This window comes from Paracoccus solventivorans (genome assembly GCF_900142875.1).
GTDB classification, from domain to species: Bacteria; Pseudomonadota; Alphaproteobacteria; order Rhodobacterales; family Rhodobacteraceae; genus Paracoccus; species Paracoccus solventivorans.
Genome location: NZ_FRCK01000006.1, coordinates 161,565 through 178,455, shown reverse-complemented (window position 1 = coordinate 178,455; position 16,891 = coordinate 161,565). Strand labels below are relative to the sequence as shown.

Genomic DNA, 16,891 nt, shown 5'->3' with positions numbered 1-16,891 from the left:
GCCCGGCCCGCAGCGGCAGCCCAGGGGAAAGGGGCGGGGTTACCCCGCCCGCGCCGGTCAGCGCACGAACTTCTTGTATTTCACCCGCTTCGGCTCGATCGAATCGGGGCCCAGGCGGCGCACCTTGTCGGCCTCGTAGGCCTCGAAGTTGCCCTCGAACCATTCCACATGCGCGTCGCCCTCGAAGGCGAGGATATGGGTACAGAGCCGGTCGAGGAAGAAGCGGTCGTGCGAGATGATCACCGCGCAGCCGGCGAAATCCTCCAGCGCCGCTTCCAGCGCCTGCAGGGTCTCCACGTCCAGATCGTTGGTCGGTTCGTCCAGCAGCAGCACGTTGCCGCCCGATTTCAGCAGCTTGGCCAGATGCACGCGGTTGCGTTCGCCGCCCGACAGCAGTCCGACCTTTTTCTGCTGGTCGCCGCCCTTGAAGTTGAAGGCCCCGGCATAGGCGCGGCTGTTCATCTGCGCGTCGCCCAGGTCGATCTGCTCGGCCCCGCCGGAGATTTCTTCCCACACGGTCTTGTTGGCGTCGAGCGCGTCGCGGCTCTGGTCCACATAGGACAGCTGCACGGTGTCGCCAAAGGTGATCTCGCCGGCGTCGGGCTGTTCCTGCCCGGTCAGCATCCGAAACAGCGTCGATTTCCCGGCGCCGTTCGGGCCGATCACCCCGACGATCCCGCCCGGGGGCAGGCTGAAATCCAGGTTCTCGATCAGCAGCCGGTCGCCGAAGCCCTTGGTCAGCCCCTTCACCTCGATCACCTTGTCGCCAAGCCGGGGGCCGTTGGGGACGATGATCTGGGCGTGCTGGATCTTTTCGCGCTCGGATTTCGAGGCCATCTCGTTATAGGCGTTGATCCGCGCCTTCTGCTTGGCCTGCCGTGCTTTCGCGCCGGCGCGGATCCATTCCAGCTCGCGTTCCAGCGATTTCTGCCGTGCCTTGTCCTCGCGCGCTTCCTGCGCCAGCCGCTTGCCCTTCTGTTCCAGCCAAGCCGAATAATTGCCCTCGTAGGGGATGCCGCGGCCGCGGTCGAGTTCGAGGATCCAGCCGGTGATGTCGTCCAGGAAATAGCGGTCGTGGGTGACGATCAGGATGGTGCCCGGGTATTCGATCAGGTGCTTTTGCAGCCAGGCGATGGTTTCCGCGTCCAGGTGGTTGGTCGGTTCGTCCAGCAGCAGCATGTCGGGCGCTTCCAGCAGCAGCTTGCACAGCGCCACCCGGCGGCGTTCCCCGCCCGAAAGCGTCTCCACGTCGGCGTCGTCGGGGGGGCAGCGCAGCGCCTCCATCGCGACATCGACCTGGCTGTCGAGATCCCACAGGTTCTCGGCGTCGATCTCGTCCTGCAGCTTCGCCATCTCTTCGGCGGTCTCGTCCGAGTAGTTCATGGCCAGCTCGTTATAGCGGTCGAGCTTGGCCTGCTTGGCCTTCACCCCCTCCATCACGTTGCCGCGCACGTTCAGCTGCGGGTCCAGCTGCGGTTCCTGCGGCAGGTAGCCCACGGTCGCGCCCTTGGTGGCCCAAGCCTCGCCGGAAAAATCCTTGTCGATACCGGCCATGATCCGCAGCAGGGTCGATTTCCCCGCGCCGTTGACGCCGACGACGCCGATCTTGACGCCGGGCAGGAAGTTCAGCCGGATGTTTTCAAAGGTCTTCTTGCCGCCCGGATAGGTCTTGGACACGCCATCCATGTGGTAGACATACTGATACGAGGCCATCATCCGCTCCTGTCCGCTGGTTGGCGGTTATCTAGGCGATCGTCGCGTGGGTGTGAAGGCGGGCGCGAGAGCCTAGCGGATCTGCGCGGCGAAATCCTTGCCGAAGGTCGCCTCGATAAAGGCGAATTGCGGCTGCAGCCGCTCGCGCAGCACCGCGCGCGCCTCGGCCGGGACGCTGAGTTCGGCGTTGCCGGGGAACACCTTGGCGGCGAGGTTCTGGTAGCTGTGCGGTTCCAGCCCGCAATGCGCCTCCACCCGGCGCATCAGGGCGCCGGGGTTGGCGGCGATGGCGCCGAAGGGCAGGATCAGCAGCCGATCAGGGCCGAAGCGCGAGGTCCAGCGCGGCACATAGGTGGCGTAATCGCCGCGGTCGTAGAGCACCGGGTCCTCGATCTCGGCCAGCCAGGCGTCGACCCCGCGGGGTTTGCGGTTCTTGCGGGTCAGGTTCATCTTCAGCTGGCTGACCGCGCGGTCGACCGGATGGCGGATGATATAGATGAACCTGGCGCGCGGCAGGAACTCGGCCACGAACTCCACCCCCGCGTCCGGCAGGGTGGAATATTCCGGGGTGATGTCACAGGGCTGCGTGCCCTCGGGGGCGGGGGCGAAGACCTGCTTGTACCAGTGGTTGGTGAACATCTCGCCCCGGGTGATCCGGTCCAGCCAGGCGTCGAGTTCCGCCGGGAACGGCAGGCCGCGCGCGGCATAGCGCTTTTCCTGGTTCTGCCGGGCGCGGCGGAAATGCCAGGGCAGCCATTGCCGGTGTTCGGGGACGAAGCGGTGGTTGAAGAACTGCACTTCCTTGAAGGGCGGGATCCACAGCTGCGGGTGCTGGGACAGCATCTGGGACAGCCATGTCGTCCCGGCCTTCTGCGCGCCGATGCCGACGATCAGCGGTTTTTTCGGGCGGCCCTCCGGGTCCCATTTCGGCAGTGCGGTCACTGCGTGCCCCACAGGTCGTATTCGCTGGCCTCGTCCACGGTCACGGTCACGATGTCGCCGGGGGTCAGCGCCTCGAACCCCTCGTCGATGAACAGATTGCCGTCGATTTCCGGGGCGTCGGCCATGGTGCGGCAGGTGGCGCCGTCCGCGTCCACGCTGTCCACGATCACCTGCTGGCGGGTGCCGACCTTGGCGGCAAGCTTGGCCGCCGAGATCGCCTGCGCCTTTTCCATGAAGCGGTTCCAGCGGTCCTGCTTCACCGCATCCGGCACATGGTCGGGCAGGTCGTTGGCGCGGGCGCCGCGGACGTTTTCATACTGGAAGCAGCCAACGCGATCCAGCTGCGCCTGGTCCATCCAGTCCAGCAGATACTGGAACTCGGCCTCGGTCTCGCCCGGGTAGCCGACGATGAAGGTGGAACGCAGGGTGATCCCCGGGCAGGCGGCGCGCCAGGCCGCAATCTCGTCCAGCGTGCGGGCGCTGGCGGCCGGGCGGGCCATGCGTTTCAGCACATCCGGGTGCGCGTGCTGGAAGGGGATGTCGAGGTAAGGCAGCACCCCCGCGCCTTGCGCCACCGTGTCTGCCATCAGCGGCACCAGATCGCGCACATGCGGATAGGGATAGACGTAATGCAGCCGCACCCAAGCCCCCAGGCCCCCCAGATCGCGGGAAAGGTCGGTGATATGGGCGCGGTGGTCGCGGTCGGTGGCGTGGCGCAGGTCCACGCCGTAAGCCGAGGTATCCTGCGAGATCACCAGCAGTTCCCGCACCCCGCCGGCGACCAGTCTTTCGGCCTCGCGCAGCACCGCATGGGCGGGGCGGCTGACCAGCCGGCCGCGCATGTCGGGGATGATGCAGAAGCGGCAGTGGTGATTGCAGCCCTCGGAAATCTTCAGATAGGCGTAATGCCGGGGCGTCAGCCGCACCTCGGACGCGGGCAGCAGGTCGATGAACGGGTCCGGCGCGGGCGGCACCGCGGCGTGAACCGCATCCAGCACCTGTTCGTATTGATGCGGCCCCGTCACCGCCAGCACCTTGGGGTGCGCGCCGGTGATATATTCGGGTTCGGCGCCAAGGCAGCCGGTCACGATCACCCGGCCGTTTTCGGTCAGCGCCTCGCCGATGGCGTCCAGGCTTTCGGCCTTGGCGCTGTCCAGAAAGCCGCAGGTGTTCACGATCACCGCATCGGCGCCGCGGTATTCGGGGGAAATCGCATAGCCCTCGGCCCGCAGCCGGGTCAGGATACGCTCGCTGTCGACCAGCGCCTTGGGACAGCCAAGCGAGACCATGCCGATGGTCGGCTGGCCGGGGCGGGCGATGTCGCGTGCCACGGTGGCGCGGGCAAGATCGGGACGCAGCAGGGGCGGGTTCTGGCTCATCCCCGCGCATATAGCGAAGCCATTGGCGAACGCAAAGCGCCAGATTCGGGCCGGGAAAGGCGGCGCCCCCCGTCCGGGGCCGTCGCCAGCGGGCGCCTATTCGGCGTCGCCGCCCCGCACGTTGAAGCCCAGCAGCCGCCAGTCCAGCATCCCGCCGCGGTAATAGCTGATCCGCTCGGCCGGGTAGCCGGCCGAGATCATCTCGCGGATGGCGGTGGGGGACTGGCCGCACCAGGTGCCGTTGCAGAACATGATGACCTTGCTGGCGTTGGTGCAGTCGAACTCGCCGTCGAAATCGGGCTCGCAGCCCAGTTCCGCCAGCCGCTCGATCGACTCGGTATAGGGGATGTTGATGGCGCCGGGGATGGTGCCGCCGGCGAACCAGTCGGGGGTGCGGCCGTCGACCAGGATGGTGTCGCCTTCCTGCATCGCCTCGATCAGCTCCAGCTCGCCGATGGTGGTGACGCCCTCGGCCGGGGTCATCGGCTGGATGCAGAAGGGCGGGCAGTCCGGCCCGGTCAGCGCCCAGTCCCCTTCCAGCCTCGCGCCCTCGGTCTGGTCGCGCTGGACGGTGAACTCGCCCTCGGGGGTGGTATAGCTGGCCTGCGCCATGTCCTTGGTAATGCCGACGCGCAGCGCCGGGGTCTCGGCAGCGGCTTCGGCCGGGCTTTCGGCGGGGGCGCTGTCCTGCGCGGCCGCGGCGCCCGCCAGCAGCAGCGCGGTGGTGGCGACGGTGGCAGCGGACAGAACGGTCAGGGGTCTGAACATGGCTTCCTTCCTCCCGGGATGCATGTCCTGCGGCAAGATGCGCACTGGACATATCGTGATTTCACTATCCTTGCCGCGATCCCTAGCGTGATCAAGACGCATTGTTGACCAAAGGAACTGCCATGACCACGCGCCGCCAGACCCTTGCCCTGATTGCCGCGGTTGCCGCGACGCCGGTGCTTGCGCAGACCCAGGCCCGCCCCAACCCGATGCCCGACGAACTGCGCACCGCGCTCGAGCGGGACAAGAACGGCATCGTGCTGGGCAATCCTGCGGGCAACATCACGCTGGTCGAGTTCTTCGATTACAACTGCCCGTTCTGCAAGAAGATCCTGCCCAAGATGCAGCAGCTGATCTCCTCCGACCCGCAGCTGCGGGTGGTGTTCCGGGAATGGCCGGTGTTCGGCGCGGATTCCGAGTTCGCGGCGCGGGCGGCGCTGGCCGCGCTGGACCAGGGGAAATACTGGCAGACCCATGCCGGGCTGATGGCGCTGCGCGACCGTGCGGCCGAACCCTCGGTGATGCGGGTGGTGCGCAAGCTGGGGCTGGACGAGGCCAAGCTGCGCCGCGACATGGATTCCGACCGGGTCAGCGACCATATCGCGCGCTCGTTCATGCTGGCCGATCACATGAGCCTGATCGGCACCCCCACGCTGATCGCCGGGGACGAAGGGGTGTTCGGGGACCAGAGCCTCAAGGATCTGCAGGATCTGGTGGCGCGGGCGCGGGCGATGATGGGGGTGGCGGCAGGGTGACGAACACCGGCCCGGCTGGGGTGGGCAGGAAGCTGCCGCCCACGCCGAACACCTGCTGCAACCGCTCGGCCGTCAGCACCTGCGCCGGCGGCCCGTCCGCCACGATGCGCCCGCCCGCGCCCATCAGTACCAGCCTTTCGCAGAACCGCGCCGCCAGTGTCAGGTCGTGGATCGAGGCGATGACGGTGCGCCCCTCGGCCGCAAGCCGTGAAAACAGCGCCATCACCGCGAACTGATGCGCGGGGTCGAGCCCCGCCACCGGCTCATCCGCCAGGATCAGCGGCGTGCGCTGCGCCAGCAGCCGGGCGATCAGCACCCGCGCCAGCTCTCCGCCCGACAGTTCCGTCGCGGGGCGGTCGCGCAGATGGGTGACCTCCATCGCCGCCATCGCCTCGGCCACGGCGGGGCCGTCGGCGCGGCGGTCGGGATCGGTGCGCCGGCCCAGCCGCACCAGCGGCTCGACCGGGATCGGCCAGGCGATCTCTCGCGCCTGCGGCAGCCAGGCGGCGTGGCGGGCGCGGCGGGCGGGGGGCAGGGCGGCAAGGTCGGAAACCCCCTCGGCCGCGATCAGCCCCAGCGCCGCGCGCATCAAGGTGGTCTTGCCGGCGCCATTCGGGCCGATTAGCCCGACGAAACTGCCCGGCGCCACCTCCAGGCTGACCCGGTCCACCACGACGCGCCCGCCGCGGCGCACGGTCAGATCGCGCAGGCTCAGGCTCATTTTCCCACCTGCGTGCGCCAGATCAGATGCAGGAACACCGGCGCGCCGACCAGCGCCATCATCACCCCCAGCTTGAGATCGCGTTCCGGCATGATCAGCCGCACCGCGATGTCGGCGGTCAGCACCAGCGCCGCGCCCCCCAGCGCCGCCGCCGGCAGCAGTCGCGAGGGCATCGCCCCCACCGCGCCGCGCAGCAGATGCGGCACCACCAGCCCAACGAACCCGACCGCGCCCGCCACCGCCGTCGCCGCCCCCACCGCGGCGGCCGCGCCCAGCACCACCTTGAGCCGCAGCGCCGCCAGATCGACGCCCATCGAGGCTGCGGCCTCCTCGCCCAGCGACAGCGCGTCCAGATCGCGCCCGGTGCGCAGCAGCACCGCCCAGCCCAAGCCCATCAGCGGCAGCGCGGTCAGCACATGTCCCCAGCTGCGGTCGGCCAGCGAGCCCATGGTCCAGAACATGATGTCATAGGCAGCAAACGGGTTCGGCGACAGGTTCAGCACCAGCGCGGTCAGCGCCCCGGCCAGTGCCGAGACCGCAATGCCGCCGAGGATCAGCCCGAGGCCCGAGCCGCCGCGCCCGGCCAGCAGCAGGATCAGCCCGACGCCCCCCAGCGCCCCCGCCAGCCCCGCCGCCGGCACCCCCAGCCCCAGCGTGGACACGCCGGCCTGGATGGCGATCACCGCCCCAAGTGCTGCGGCGGCGGAAATGCCGATCAGCCCCGGCTCGGCCAGCGGGTTGCGCAGATACCCCTGCAAGGCCGCGCCGGACAGGCCGAGGCTGACGCCCAGCATCACCCCCAGCACCGCCCGCGGCGCCCGGATCTCGCGCAAGACGATCCCCAGCGGCCCCTCGCCGCCCCACAGCGCCTTGAGTGAGGCCACCGGCCCCGCCCCCGCCGGCCCGATCAGCAGCGAGGCCAGCGCCAGCACCGCCACCATCGCGGCCAGGAACAGCAGCAGGGGCGCGCGCTTCATGGTGCGGGCCTCGCGGCGGCAATCCGCGCCTCGGCCGCCAGCAGCGCCAGCGCGTCCAGCAGCCGCGGCGTCGGGCAGGTCCACAGCGGGTCCGGGACATGCACGATCCGCCCCGACAGGCTGGACAGCGCCGGGTGGGTAACGATTTCCTCGGCGCGCGAGGCACCGGGATAGGGGGTGCCGGTCACGATCAGCGCCGGGTCCGCCATCACCAGCGCTTCAAGGGTGATATACCCCGACCCCTGCATCCCCAGCCGGTCGGCCAGCAGCGCAAACCCCGCCGCCCGCAGCACATCCCCGGCCAGCGTCGCCCCGCCCGAGGAATAGCCGTTCGGTCCCCAGGTCGCGGCCAGCGGCCTGTCGCCGCCCGTGGGGATGGAGAGCGCCGCCAGCCTCGCGTCGAAATCTGCCAGCATCGCCGCCGCCTCGGCCTCGCGCCCCAGCGCGGCGCCGACCTGCGCGATGGCCGCGCGGGCGTCTTCCAGCGAATTGGGCGGCGGCACCTCGACCACCGGCACCCCCAGCCGGTGCAGCAGCGCGACCGAGGCCCCGCCATACCCGCCCGCCAGCACCAGATCGGGGGCGAGCAGATACACCTCTTCCGCGCGGCCGTGGTTGACGGGGAACCGCTGCGCCTCGGCCACCATCGCCGAGGACTGCGGCTCTCGCGCCAGATGCGAGACCGAGACCAGCTGCCCCGGCGCCGCCAGCGCCATGGCGATCTGGTCGGTGCAGAGATTGACCGACACCACGCGGCGGGGCGGGGTGGGGGCAGGTGCCTTGGCCGGCGTCGTGGAGGAGGGGATGACCGCAACGGGGGCCGAGCCGCCCGGGGACCGGCCGCCGCGAGAAATACCGGCCGAGGATGGCTCCGCTGCGGCCGCTGCCGCCAGTGGGGATGCGGCGGGATTGCTGCCGGACCGAGTTCCGCGCCCGGGAGTCGAGTGGGGGGCGGCCGCCGTGGCAGGTGTTTTCGCGCCGGTTGTGGATTCGACAACTCCGGCCGACGGGAGGGCGCGGCCGGATTGCCCCTTGGGGGCAGGGGCTGCCGGAGCGTCGGGGGCGGCCCCCGCTATCGTGGCCGGTGTGCCCCCCGCGATTGCGCCCACGGCGGGCGCAGGCAGCGACAGCACCGCGACAAGCGCGGCCGCCCGCATCACCCCGCTGCCCGCCATGGCGCGCATTGCTACCACCGGGTTTCCACCCCGACCCACGCCGCGCGGCCGGGGGCGGCATAGCCCCAGGTCTCGGAATATGCCTTGTCGAACAGGTTGGTGACCCGCCCGGTCAGCCGGGCGCTGTCGGTCAGTTCGTAGCTGGCGGCGAGGTTGACGGTGGTGAAGTCGGGCAGGTTGGTGGTTTCGTATGTCCCCCAGAACTGCGTATCGGCCAGATCGCGCACATGGCGCAGGTCGGCTGCAATCCAGCCGCGCCCGCCAAAGGTCTGCAGCGAAGCATTCAGCGCCAGCTCGTGCCGCGGCCGACGCACCTCGACCGAGCCGTCCGGGTCGGTGGCATCGAGATAGGTATAGGCGGCGCCGATGGTCAGGCTGTCGGTGATGTCGTGGCGATAGGCGACCTCGATCCCTTCGCGGCGGCTGGTGCCGGACTGGTTGCGATAGTTGGTGCCGTCGGGGAAGGCGACCCCGCTCCACTCGATCTCGTCCTCCAGCCGCTCGCGGAACCAGGTCAGGTCCAGCGTGCCGCGCCCGTCGGGCAGGGTGTATTCGACGCCCAGATCGACGCTGCGGCTTTCCTCGGGCTTCAGGTCCGGGTTGCCGATGCTGCCGAACCCGCCGATGATCTGGTAGTATTGCGGGTTGGACAGCCCGGTCCCGGCCGAGGCGTGCAGCCGCCACGGCGTTCCCTCGACCCGCCACGACACCCCTGCGTTCCAGGTGGTTTTCGACTGGAAGCGCGAGTTGTCGTCGTGGCGAACCCCGAACTGTACGTCCAGCCCGTTGGCATAGGCGCCGCGATATTCCAGCGCCACGGCGTCGGTATCCCAGCGACGGTCCGCCTCGCCAGAGGTGCGGTCGGTAATGCGTTCAAGCGACAGGGCCAGCGTCTGGTCGGCGCTGGCCGCTGCCCCGTCCAGCCCGTAGGTGGCGCGGTATTTCCACGCCCGGCGGCGCAGCTTGCTTTCGCTGGGGTTGTCGTCGTGGGTGGTGATCTCGTTCACCGTATCCTGCCATGACAGGCGATGGGTCAGCCGGCCGTCCAATGTGGACCACTCGCCCCACAGCAGGTTGATGCGTTCATCGCGATCGGCCCAATGCGATGCGTCCTCTAGATAGTCTTCCGCCGAGGTTGGGGCGGGGTTCGTCGCGTCATACCAATACCGCTCTTCCGAGTGCCGGCTGGAAAACCCCAGCCGCAGGTCCTCGCTGGCGGTCCATTCGCCGGAAAACCCCAGGGTGGCGCGGCGGATGCCGTCCTTGTCGCCATTGCCGGCGACCGAGTGGTCATAGCCGTTATCGTCGCGATAACCCAGATCCGCCTGCAGCCGCCAGCGGTCGGTGACCACGGCGTGGCCAAAGGCCAGCGCGCCGCCGTGGCCCACCTCGGCGCGAGCATAGCCGCCGCTGCGCTCGGCCTTGCGGGTGATGATGTTGACCACCCCGGTCGCGGCGTCCGAGCCGTAATAGACCGACTGCGGCCCGCGCAGCACCTCGATGCGCTCGACATCGGCCAGGTCCAGCCCGCCAAGCGGATAGGGCTGGTCGCCGGCGCCGGCGTTCACCCCGTCGATCAGGATCAGCGTGTGCCGCGATTCGCCGCCGCGGATGCGCACCGCGGTGCTGGAGGCGCCGGTGCTGCTGACCGACACCCCCGGCAGCCCGCGCAGCGCATCCTGCACCGAGGCGACGCCCCGCTGCTGCATCTCTTCGGCGGTCAGCACGGTGGCGGCGCGGCCATAGGCGGCGGCGGACACCGGCGAAAATCCCCCCGACAGGATGATCGGGTCCAGCAGGATCGGCTCTTGCGCCCGCGCGGGGGCGGTGGTGGCCAGCGCAAGCGCCAGCGGTGCGGCGGTCAGGCCAAGGCGGCGGAAGGGTTCGGACATGGCGGTCCCCGGGTCGGGCGGCGGTGGCGGCCGCGGATTGGAATCGGTCCGGGGGAAGCCCCGCAGACAGTGCTGGTTCACCGCTGCGGCTGGCCGCTTCGCTGGCGCGCCCCGCACCATCGAAAGGGTGATGTCCAAGCAGGTCTCCTGGCTTGCGGGTCAAGGCGGGCGCCGGCCTTCCCGGGGCTGCGGCCCCAGTGGCTCAGTTCGGCGCCGCTCTCCGCGCACAGTTGCGGGGGCAGCTACGGTTTCGGCCCGGGGGCCGTCCGTATTCCCTTTCAATCCGGCGAGGCCGGAACTTGGACAGCCGCAGATAGGCCGGAAGCCAGGCTTGCGTCAATGACCCGCGACGCGGAGGGGGCAGAGCGGCCCCGACCCACGGCGGCGGACGAATGGTGCGTGGCGAGCAGGCGCGAGCGCGAGAGGGGGCGGGGGAAGCAGCCCAACCGGCCAGACATCGGAGGCGGATGTATCCGCGCGGCGGGATCGGGTGCGAGGCCGCTTGGAAGGCGAGCGGCGGGTGGGACGAGAAAGAAACAGTGCGGCCCCGGCGGCACAGGGATGCGCGCGTGTGGCAGGACGCGGCCAGTCTGAAATCCCCTGAGCAGGTGCAACATGATGACGTATGGCCGCGCAGCGACCCAGGGCGCGCTGCGAGCCAAGGCGGGAATCAGCCCCTCGCCGCAGGCCCAGGGACCCTCAGCGGCCGCGGGGGGCGGCGTAGATCGCGGCCCAGAACATGGTGCGGCCATCGGCCGCAACCGCGCGGCCGATGCCGAAATCCGTCGCCTGCGGCAGCATGATGTTGCGAAGATGCCCGTCCGAGCCGTTCCAGGCGTGCAGCACCTGTTCCAGGCTGAAGGGCCCGGCGGCGATGTTCTCGGCGGTGATGGCGGGCTTGTAGCCCACCCCCTTGACCCGCTGCGACGGGCCCTTGCTGGCAGAGCCGCGATGCGCCATCTTTCCGCGCATCGCCATGTCGCAGGCGTGGCGGGCCGCGGCCTCGGCCAGCTTGGGGTTGGGGCGCAGCGGCCGCAGCCCGGCGGCGGCGCGGCGGGCGCTGGTCACCTGTGCGGCGGCCTTGTTTTCGGCGGCGGCGGTGGCGAAGCACTGCGCCTGCCCGGGGGCGGCGGCCTGCACCAGGATGTCACCCGACACCTGCCGGATCCAGGCCGGGCGCGGGATTGCCGGTTCCGCCTGCATCACCGCGGGAAGCGCGATCATCACCCCTGCGACGATCAGCGAAATCAGCTTGTCCATGTCGGTCTTTGTCCGCAGCCACTTCCGTAAAGAACAACCAGAAGGAGTGGCGCCCTGACAAGCTTCAAGTAATTAAACTTGTTAACACCCCGCTGGTTGACGCCGCGTTCCGGCGGTCTTCCGCCTTGGATAACTTGCCCAACGGGCAGAACTCGGCGCATCCTTTCGGGAATGCGCCAACAAGGGGGGAAACGGATGTCGCGCTTTGCCAGCATTGCCGATCGGGACCGTATCGAGGCCGAGAGGCCCTATGCCGAGCGGCCCTTGCCAAAGACGATCTATGCGTTCCTCAGCCGCACCCGCGCGCTGCACCCGCAGCGCCCGGCGCTGGGGTTCCAGCTGCTCTCGGACCCGAAAAGCCGCAAATGCGAGCTGAACTGGACCGAGTTCCACGAGCGCGTCACCGAAGCCGCGAACCTGTTCAGGTCGCTGGGGGTGGGGCCGGGGGACACGGTCGCCTATCTGCTGCCCAACTGCCTGGAAACGCCGACCGTGCTGCTGGCCGGGGCGACCGCGGGGATCGTCAACCCGATCAACCCGCTGCTCGAGCCCGAGCAGATCGCCAGCATCCTGCGCGAAAGCAACGCCAAGGTGCTGGTGACGCTGAAATCCATGCCCAAGACCGATGTCGCGCAAAAGGCCGCGGCGGCGCTGGAAATGGCGCCCTGCGTGCAGACCGTGCTCGAGGTCGATCTCGCGCGCTATCTGAGCGGGGTCAAGCGGCTGCTGGTGGGGCTGCTGCGCCCGCGCGTCAAGGCGCGCCACAAGGCCAGGGTGCTGAACTTCGAGGCCGCGGTCTCGGCCCAGCCCCATGACCGGCTGACCTTCGACGACCCGGCCGAGGACCGCATCGCCGCCTATTTCCACACCGGCGGCACCACCGGGATGCCCAAGATCGCGCAGCACAAATATTCCGGCATGATCTACAACGGCTTTCTGGGCGGCGAGCTGCTGTTCGACGAAACCGACGTGCTGATGTGCCCGCTGCCGCTGTTCCACGTCTTTGCCGCCTATCCGGTGCTGATGTCCTGCATCCAGTCCGGCGCGCAGATGGTGATGCCGACCCCGGCCGGCTATCGCGGCGACGGCGTGATCGGCAATTTCTGGAAGCTGATCGAGCGCTGGCACGCCACTTTCCTGATCACCGTGCCCACCGCCATCGCCGCGCTGATGCAGCGCAAGGTCGATGCCGACGTCTCCAGCCTGCGCACGGCGATTTCGGGCTCGGCCGCGCTGCCGGTCGAGCTTTACAACCGCTTCAAGGCCGCCACCGGGGTCGAGATCGCCGAGGGCTACGGCCTGACCGAGGTCACCTGCCTGGTCAGCTGCAACCCGGTGGACGGGCTGAAGAAGGTGGGTTCTGTCGGGATCCCGCTGCCCTATACCACCGTGCGCATCCTGCGCCGGGTGAACGGCGACTATCAGGACTGCGCCACCGACGAGATCGGCGAGATCTGCGTGGCCAACCCGGGCGTCTACGAAGGCTCGACCTATACCGAGATCGACAAGAACCGCGACCTGTTCGCCGAGGGGCGGTTCCTGCGCACCGGCGACCTGGGCCGGATCGACGCCGACGGCTATCTGTGGATCACCGGCCGCGCCAAGGACCTGATCATCCGCGGCGGCCACAACATCGACCCCGCCGAGATCGAAGAGGGGATGCTGTCTCACCCCGATCTGGTGGGCGCCGCCGCCATCGGCCAGCCCGATTCCTTTGCGGGCGAGCTGCCCTGCGTCTATGTGCAGCTGCGTGAGGGGGCCGAGGTCACTGTCGAGGCGCTGGCCGCCCATGCGCGCGAGCATATCCACGAACGCGCCGCCATCCCCAAGCATATCGAGATCCTGCCCGAGCTGCCGGTCACCGCGGTGGGCAAGGTGTTCAAGCCGGCGCTGCGGCGGCTGGCCATCGCCCGGGTGCTGGACCACGCGCTGCGCAACACCGGCGCCAGCGTCGCCGAGGTGGTCGAGGACCGCAAGCGCGGCCTGACCGCCCGCATCGCCCGCGGCCCCGGCACCGACGAGGCCGCGGTGCGCGCCAAGCTGGACACCTACACCGTGCCCTGGGACTGGGCCTGAAGACCTGGCGTGAAGAGCCGGGGCCGACGAACCGGGCCTGAACGGAACCCCGCACGGAACCCCGGCCGCGGGCCGGCATTGAGCCCTTGGTGGAGGGTGACATGGCAGAATTTTCCGTCGGCGATCACGTCAGTTGGAACTCCGAGGCCGGGCGCGTGTCCGGCCGGATCGTCAAGGTCCATTACCAGGATTTCGACTACAAGGGTCACCGCCGCCGGGCCTCGCGCGACGACCCGCAATACGAAATCAAAAGCGACAAGACCGACCATATCGCCGCCCACAAGGGGGGCGCGCTGACCAGGATCGGCTGATGGTGGCGCAGTTCACCACCATCGGCCATTCCAACCGCAGCCTGGACGATTTCACCCGGATGCTGCGCGAGGCCGGGGTGGCGATGGTGGTCGACGTGCGCAGCTTTCCCCGCTCGCGCGCCAATCCGCAGTTCAACATCGACCACCTGCCCGAGGCGCTGGCCGAGCTGCAGATCGCCTATCTGCACTGTCCGGCGCTGGGCGGACGCCGCGCCCTGCAACCCGGGGTGCCCGAGGATCTGAACGCGATGTGGCGGCTGCGCAGCTTCCACAACTATGCCGATTACGCGCTGGGCGGCCGCTTTGCCGAGGCGCTGGACCACGTCCTGCGGCTGGGCCGCGACCGCCGGCTGGCGCTGATGTGTTCCGAGGCGGTGTGGTGGCGCTGCCACCGCCGCATCATCACCGACCACCTGCTGCTGAACGGCCATCCGGTCGACCACCTGATGGACCTCGGGCAGATCACCCCGGCCTCGCCCACCCCCGGGGCCGAGCGTACCCCGGACGGCAAGGTGGTCTATCCGCGGCGGCCGGGCCGTTGACGACACAAAAACCGGCCCCGCCCGGTGGCCAGAGCCGTGCGGCGTGCTACTCTGGCCCCGAGTCGTGGGGGAACGATGCCATGTGCGAAATCTTTGCGCGGCAGGATCCGCGCCGTTACCAGCCGGTGACGCGCAAGCTGCGGTTGAACGGGCAAAGCACCTCGATCCGGCTGGAGCGGGCGTTCTGGGACATCCTCGACCGGATCGCGGCCGAAGAGGGGCGGACCACGCCCGGGTTCCTGTCGGCGCTGCAGTCCGAGGTGCTGGAACAGGGCGGAGAGCCGGCGAACTTCACCTCGCTTCTGCGCTGCGCCTGTCTGGTGCAGCTGGAATTGCAGGGCAGCGGCGGCGCCCGGATGCGCGACGCGGCCCGGCGGGTGGCGGGGATTGCGCCAGCCCCTCAGCCCGGGGCCCGGCCCGGTCCGCAGACGGCCCCGCCAACCGGCCCGCAGGACGCCGCGATGGAAATCGCCGCGTCGTAGGATGATGCTACCCGCCGGCGCCGAACCCGTCCCACAGTCCGGGGGAAGGGACGATGGGAAGGATGCCGGCATGGCCAAGATGATTCACTCGATGATCCGGGTGCTGGACGAGGCGCGCTCGGTCGCGTTCTACGACGCGGCCTTCGGCCTCAAGGTCGCCGAGCGGCTGGATTTCGACAGTTTCACCCTTGTGTATCTATCGAACGCCGAAACCGGCTTCGAGCTGGAGCTGACCATCAACAAGGGCCGCGACGAGCCCTATGATCTGGGCAACGGCTACGGGCATCTGGCGGTCTCGGTCGAGGACGTGGACGCCGAACACGCGCGGCTGACCGCGCTGGGGCTCAACCCCCGCAAGCTGGTCGATTTCGCCCCGGGCGGCACGGTGCTGGCCCGGTTCTTCTTCATCCAGGACCCCGACGGCTACGAGATCGAGGTCCTGCGCCGCGGCGGCCGCTACCTGTAGCGGCCCCGCGCCCTCGAGCAGGTCTTCACCGATCCGCAACCTCCCGGCCGCAGTCCAGCGTCGCCGGCCGTCGGCCATTAAGACCTTCTAGCTATTCGGCCTACTGCTTACCGCCTTCAGGGCCGCTGGGTATGAATACGGGCAGAAGCTTCTCGACGGTTGATCGCCACTTCGGGGTAACCGGCTTACAGACGGAGTTCTGGTTCGCGAACATGCCAACGTCCCAGACGGCTCGATTCGTGTCCCGTGTCGCCAGCCATTCTACTGGGACGAAATATTCGCTGCGCTCCTCGTCGTCGGCGAATTCCCGATGATAGTTCGCCCGCAGAACATTCAGCGCCGGTGATCCATCAATCATGAAGTCCCGCGCGGCTCGGCGCGGGCCGGTAACCTTCCCCACGCCAACAAACCCTTTCCCCGGGACCGCCGCCCAAACGCGGGCGCCCTCATGCAGCATCCGTAACGAGTTGCTATACCACGAGCCGCCCCCGGCCGAGATGAACCCGTAGCGCCGGGCTTCTTCCCAGCTTCGCGATGGGCCTTCGCCGAAGCTGACGTAAAACTCTCCATTCCAGGGTTCTCGCTCTCCCCCCTGCTTTTGGCCCACAGACTGCACTTGAACATCACTGGGGTCGATGAGCCACGCGCGGCTGAGAAGCTGCTGGTCGCCGTGGTTGAAGACTTGGAAGAAGAGAACGTTGATGGCTAGGCCATGGCGGTTGAGATAGTTGACGATCCTCTCGCTCGCCGCATCCAGCGCGGCGCCCACGATAACGATTTGATGGCTGTCGTTGATTGTCTCTTCGTCGAGAGGCTGGCCGAAGCGGGTCGCGAAATCGGCTCCCAAGCTCGCGCCGGGTCGGAATCGCTCGTAGATCGCGACAATGTCGGAGGCCTCTAGTCCTTCTACCCAGGAGGCGTAGTCTAGCGCCTGAGCGACCACCTCACGGGGAGTCCGGTCGCGCTTCAACTCCACTAGGACCAGTGTGCCATCAGGAGCAATCGCCAGAAGGTCGATCCTCCCGCCGAAGCCGGTATCGACTTGTCGTCCGATCAGCATCCACTCCGCGGACAGGATTCGCGACTCAGCTATGATCATCTGCTCAAGCATCTGCTCAGACGGAAGAACGCCTTGGGGCACGGCTTCAGGAGTTTGCGAGACCGTCCAGACGGAATGTGAGATGGGCATCGCTTGATCGGCTCCTTTCGATGCTGCCGCGTCATGGATCGCATTGGGGCGGCCGTGGGACAAGCGGTAGACACTGCCGCGGTGCATCAGAAATGGGGTGGCCGAAGCCGCCCGAGTGGTTTTCCGCAGATTGACCGCCAGCGGAAAGGCGGCCTGATCTCATATGCCCAAGTTTCGGCGAGTGGAAATCCTTTGCCTAGCGCAAGGAAGCACTATGTTCGGCAAAAGGAAATATTTTGGCTG

The 16,891-nt window shown here is 68.7% G+C and carries 15 protein-coding genes, 1 pseudogene and 1 riboswitch; of the genes and pseudogenes, 6 read left to right on the top strand and 10 right to left on the bottom strand.

Annotation, left to right across the window (positions count from 1 at the left end; genetic code table 11):
• Positions 1 to 57 precede the first annotated feature (57 nt).
• The 4 genes from ettA to BUB57_RS10845 form a co-directional block, all read right to left on the bottom strand.
• On the bottom strand, positions 58 to 1,713 hold the full coding sequence (gene ettA, locus BUB57_RS10860; RefSeq protein WP_073066844.1) for an energy-dependent translational throttle protein EttA: 1,656 nt from the start codon (positions 1,711 to 1,713) through the stop codon (positions 58 to 60).
• 72 nt (positions 1,714 to 1,785) lie between these two features.
• Complete coding sequence (locus BUB57_RS10855; RefSeq protein WP_234952043.1) at positions 1,786 to 2,655, bottom strand: sulfotransferase family protein; 870 nt, start codon at positions 2,653 to 2,655, stop codon at positions 1,786 to 1,788.
• Positions 2,652 to 4,034 carry a 30S ribosomal protein S12 methylthiotransferase RimO gene (gene rimO, locus BUB57_RS10850; RefSeq protein WP_073066718.1) on the bottom strand — a complete coding sequence of 461 codons (1,383 nt, stop codon included), beginning with the start codon at positions 4,032 to 4,034 and terminating at the stop codon, positions 2,652 to 2,654. The genes BUB57_RS10855 and rimO overlap by 4 nt, the downstream gene beginning before the upstream one ends.
• A 96-nt stretch (positions 4,035 to 4,130) precedes the next feature.
• Positions 4,131 to 4,802 carry a rhodanese-like domain-containing protein gene (locus tag BUB57_RS10845; protein WP_084732094.1) on the bottom strand — a complete coding sequence of 224 codons (672 nt, stop codon included), beginning with the start codon at positions 4,800 to 4,802 and terminating at the stop codon, positions 4,131 to 4,133.
• 122 nt (positions 4,803 to 4,924) lie between these two features.
• Here BUB57_RS10845 and BUB57_RS10840 point away from each other — a divergent pair, with 122 nt between their 5' ends.
• Positions 4,925 to 5,557 (top strand): DsbA family protein, encoded by a 633-nt coding sequence (locus tag BUB57_RS10840; protein ID WP_073066714.1) that lies wholly within the window; start codon positions 4,925 to 4,927, stop codon positions 5,555 to 5,557.
• On the opposite strand, the gene BUB57_RS10835 is transcribed toward BUB57_RS10840, so the two are convergent.
• The 5 genes from BUB57_RS10835 to BUB57_RS10815 form a co-directional block, all read right to left on the bottom strand.
• Positions 5,496 to 6,278, bottom strand: coding sequence for an ABC transporter ATP-binding protein (locus BUB57_RS10835; RefSeq protein ID WP_084732093.1), 783 nt, complete (start codon positions 6,276 to 6,278; stop codon positions 5,496 to 5,498). The two genes, BUB57_RS10840 and BUB57_RS10835, sit on opposite strands and share 62 nt — an antisense overlap.
• The gene (locus tag BUB57_RS10830) at positions 6,275 to 7,255 is read right to left on the bottom strand and encodes a FecCD family ABC transporter permease (RefSeq protein ID WP_073066710.1); all 981 of its coding nucleotides are present in this window, start codon (positions 7,253 to 7,255) and stop codon (positions 6,275 to 6,277) included. Before BUB57_RS10830 ends, BUB57_RS10835 begins: the two co-directional genes overlap by 4 nt.
• Positions 7,252 to 8,004 (bottom strand): ABC transporter substrate-binding protein, encoded by a 753-nt coding sequence (locus BUB57_RS17105; protein ID WP_234952042.1) that lies wholly within the window; start codon positions 8,002 to 8,004, stop codon positions 7,252 to 7,254. Before BUB57_RS17105 ends, BUB57_RS10830 begins: the two co-directional genes overlap by 4 nt.
• 437 nt (positions 8,005 to 8,441) lie before the next feature.
• Entirely contained in the window at positions 8,442 to 10,322 is a 1,881-nt protein-coding gene (locus BUB57_RS10820) for a TonB-dependent receptor plug domain-containing protein (protein WP_073066706.1), read from the bottom strand.
• Between the two features lie 120 nt (positions 10,323 to 10,442).
• A riboswitch (cobalamin riboswitch) is annotated at positions 10,443 to 10,640 on the bottom strand.
• A gap of 381 nt (positions 10,641 to 11,021) precedes the next feature.
• The gene (locus BUB57_RS10815) at positions 11,022 to 11,582 is read right to left on the bottom strand and encodes a CAP domain-containing protein (protein ID WP_084732092.1); all 561 of its coding nucleotides are present in this window, start codon (positions 11,580 to 11,582) and stop codon (positions 11,022 to 11,024) included.
• Between the two features lie 195 nt (positions 11,583 to 11,777).
• Between BUB57_RS10815 and BUB57_RS10810 the strand changes: the two genes are divergently transcribed.
• The 5 genes and pseudogenes from BUB57_RS10810 to BUB57_RS10790 all read left to right on the top strand — a co-directional run bounded on the left by BUB57_RS10810 (position 11,778) and on the right by BUB57_RS10790 (position 15,459).
• Positions 11,778 to 13,658 carry an acyl-CoA synthetase gene (locus BUB57_RS10810; protein WP_073066704.1) on the top strand — a complete coding sequence of 627 codons (1,881 nt, stop codon included), beginning with the start codon at positions 11,778 to 11,780 and terminating at the stop codon, positions 13,656 to 13,658.
• Positions 13,659 to 13,759: 101 nt separating this feature from the next.
• On the top strand, positions 13,760 to 13,969 hold the full coding sequence (locus BUB57_RS10805) for a hypervirulence associated TUDOR domain-containing protein (protein ID WP_073066701.1): 210 nt from the start codon (positions 13,760 to 13,762) through the stop codon (positions 13,967 to 13,969).
• A complete protein-coding gene (locus BUB57_RS10800) occupies positions 13,969 to 14,511 on the top strand; it encodes a DUF488 domain-containing protein (RefSeq protein ID WP_073066697.1) in 543 nt (180 codons plus the stop codon). The genes BUB57_RS10805 and BUB57_RS10800 overlap by 1 nt, the downstream gene beginning before the upstream one ends.
• Positions 14,512 to 14,591: 80 nt before the next feature.
• Positions 14,592 to 14,864 (top strand): annotated as a pseudogene (locus tag BUB57_RS17100) (ribbon-helix-helix domain-containing protein); the annotation flags it as partial.
• Between the two features lie 199 nt (positions 14,865 to 15,063).
• Positions 15,064 to 15,459: a VOC family protein gene (locus BUB57_RS10790; protein ID WP_073066693.1), complete on the top strand. Its 396-nt coding sequence runs from the start codon at positions 15,064 to 15,066 to the stop codon at positions 15,457 to 15,459.
• A 100-nt stretch (positions 15,460 to 15,559) separates the two neighbouring features.
• Here the strand turns inward: BUB57_RS10790 and BUB57_RS10785 are convergent, their stop codons facing one another.
• Entirely contained in the window at positions 15,560 to 16,648 is a 1,089-nt protein-coding gene (locus tag BUB57_RS10785) for a nuclease (RefSeq protein WP_073066689.1), read from the bottom strand.
• Between the last annotated feature and the right edge of the window lie 243 nt (positions 16,649 to 16,891).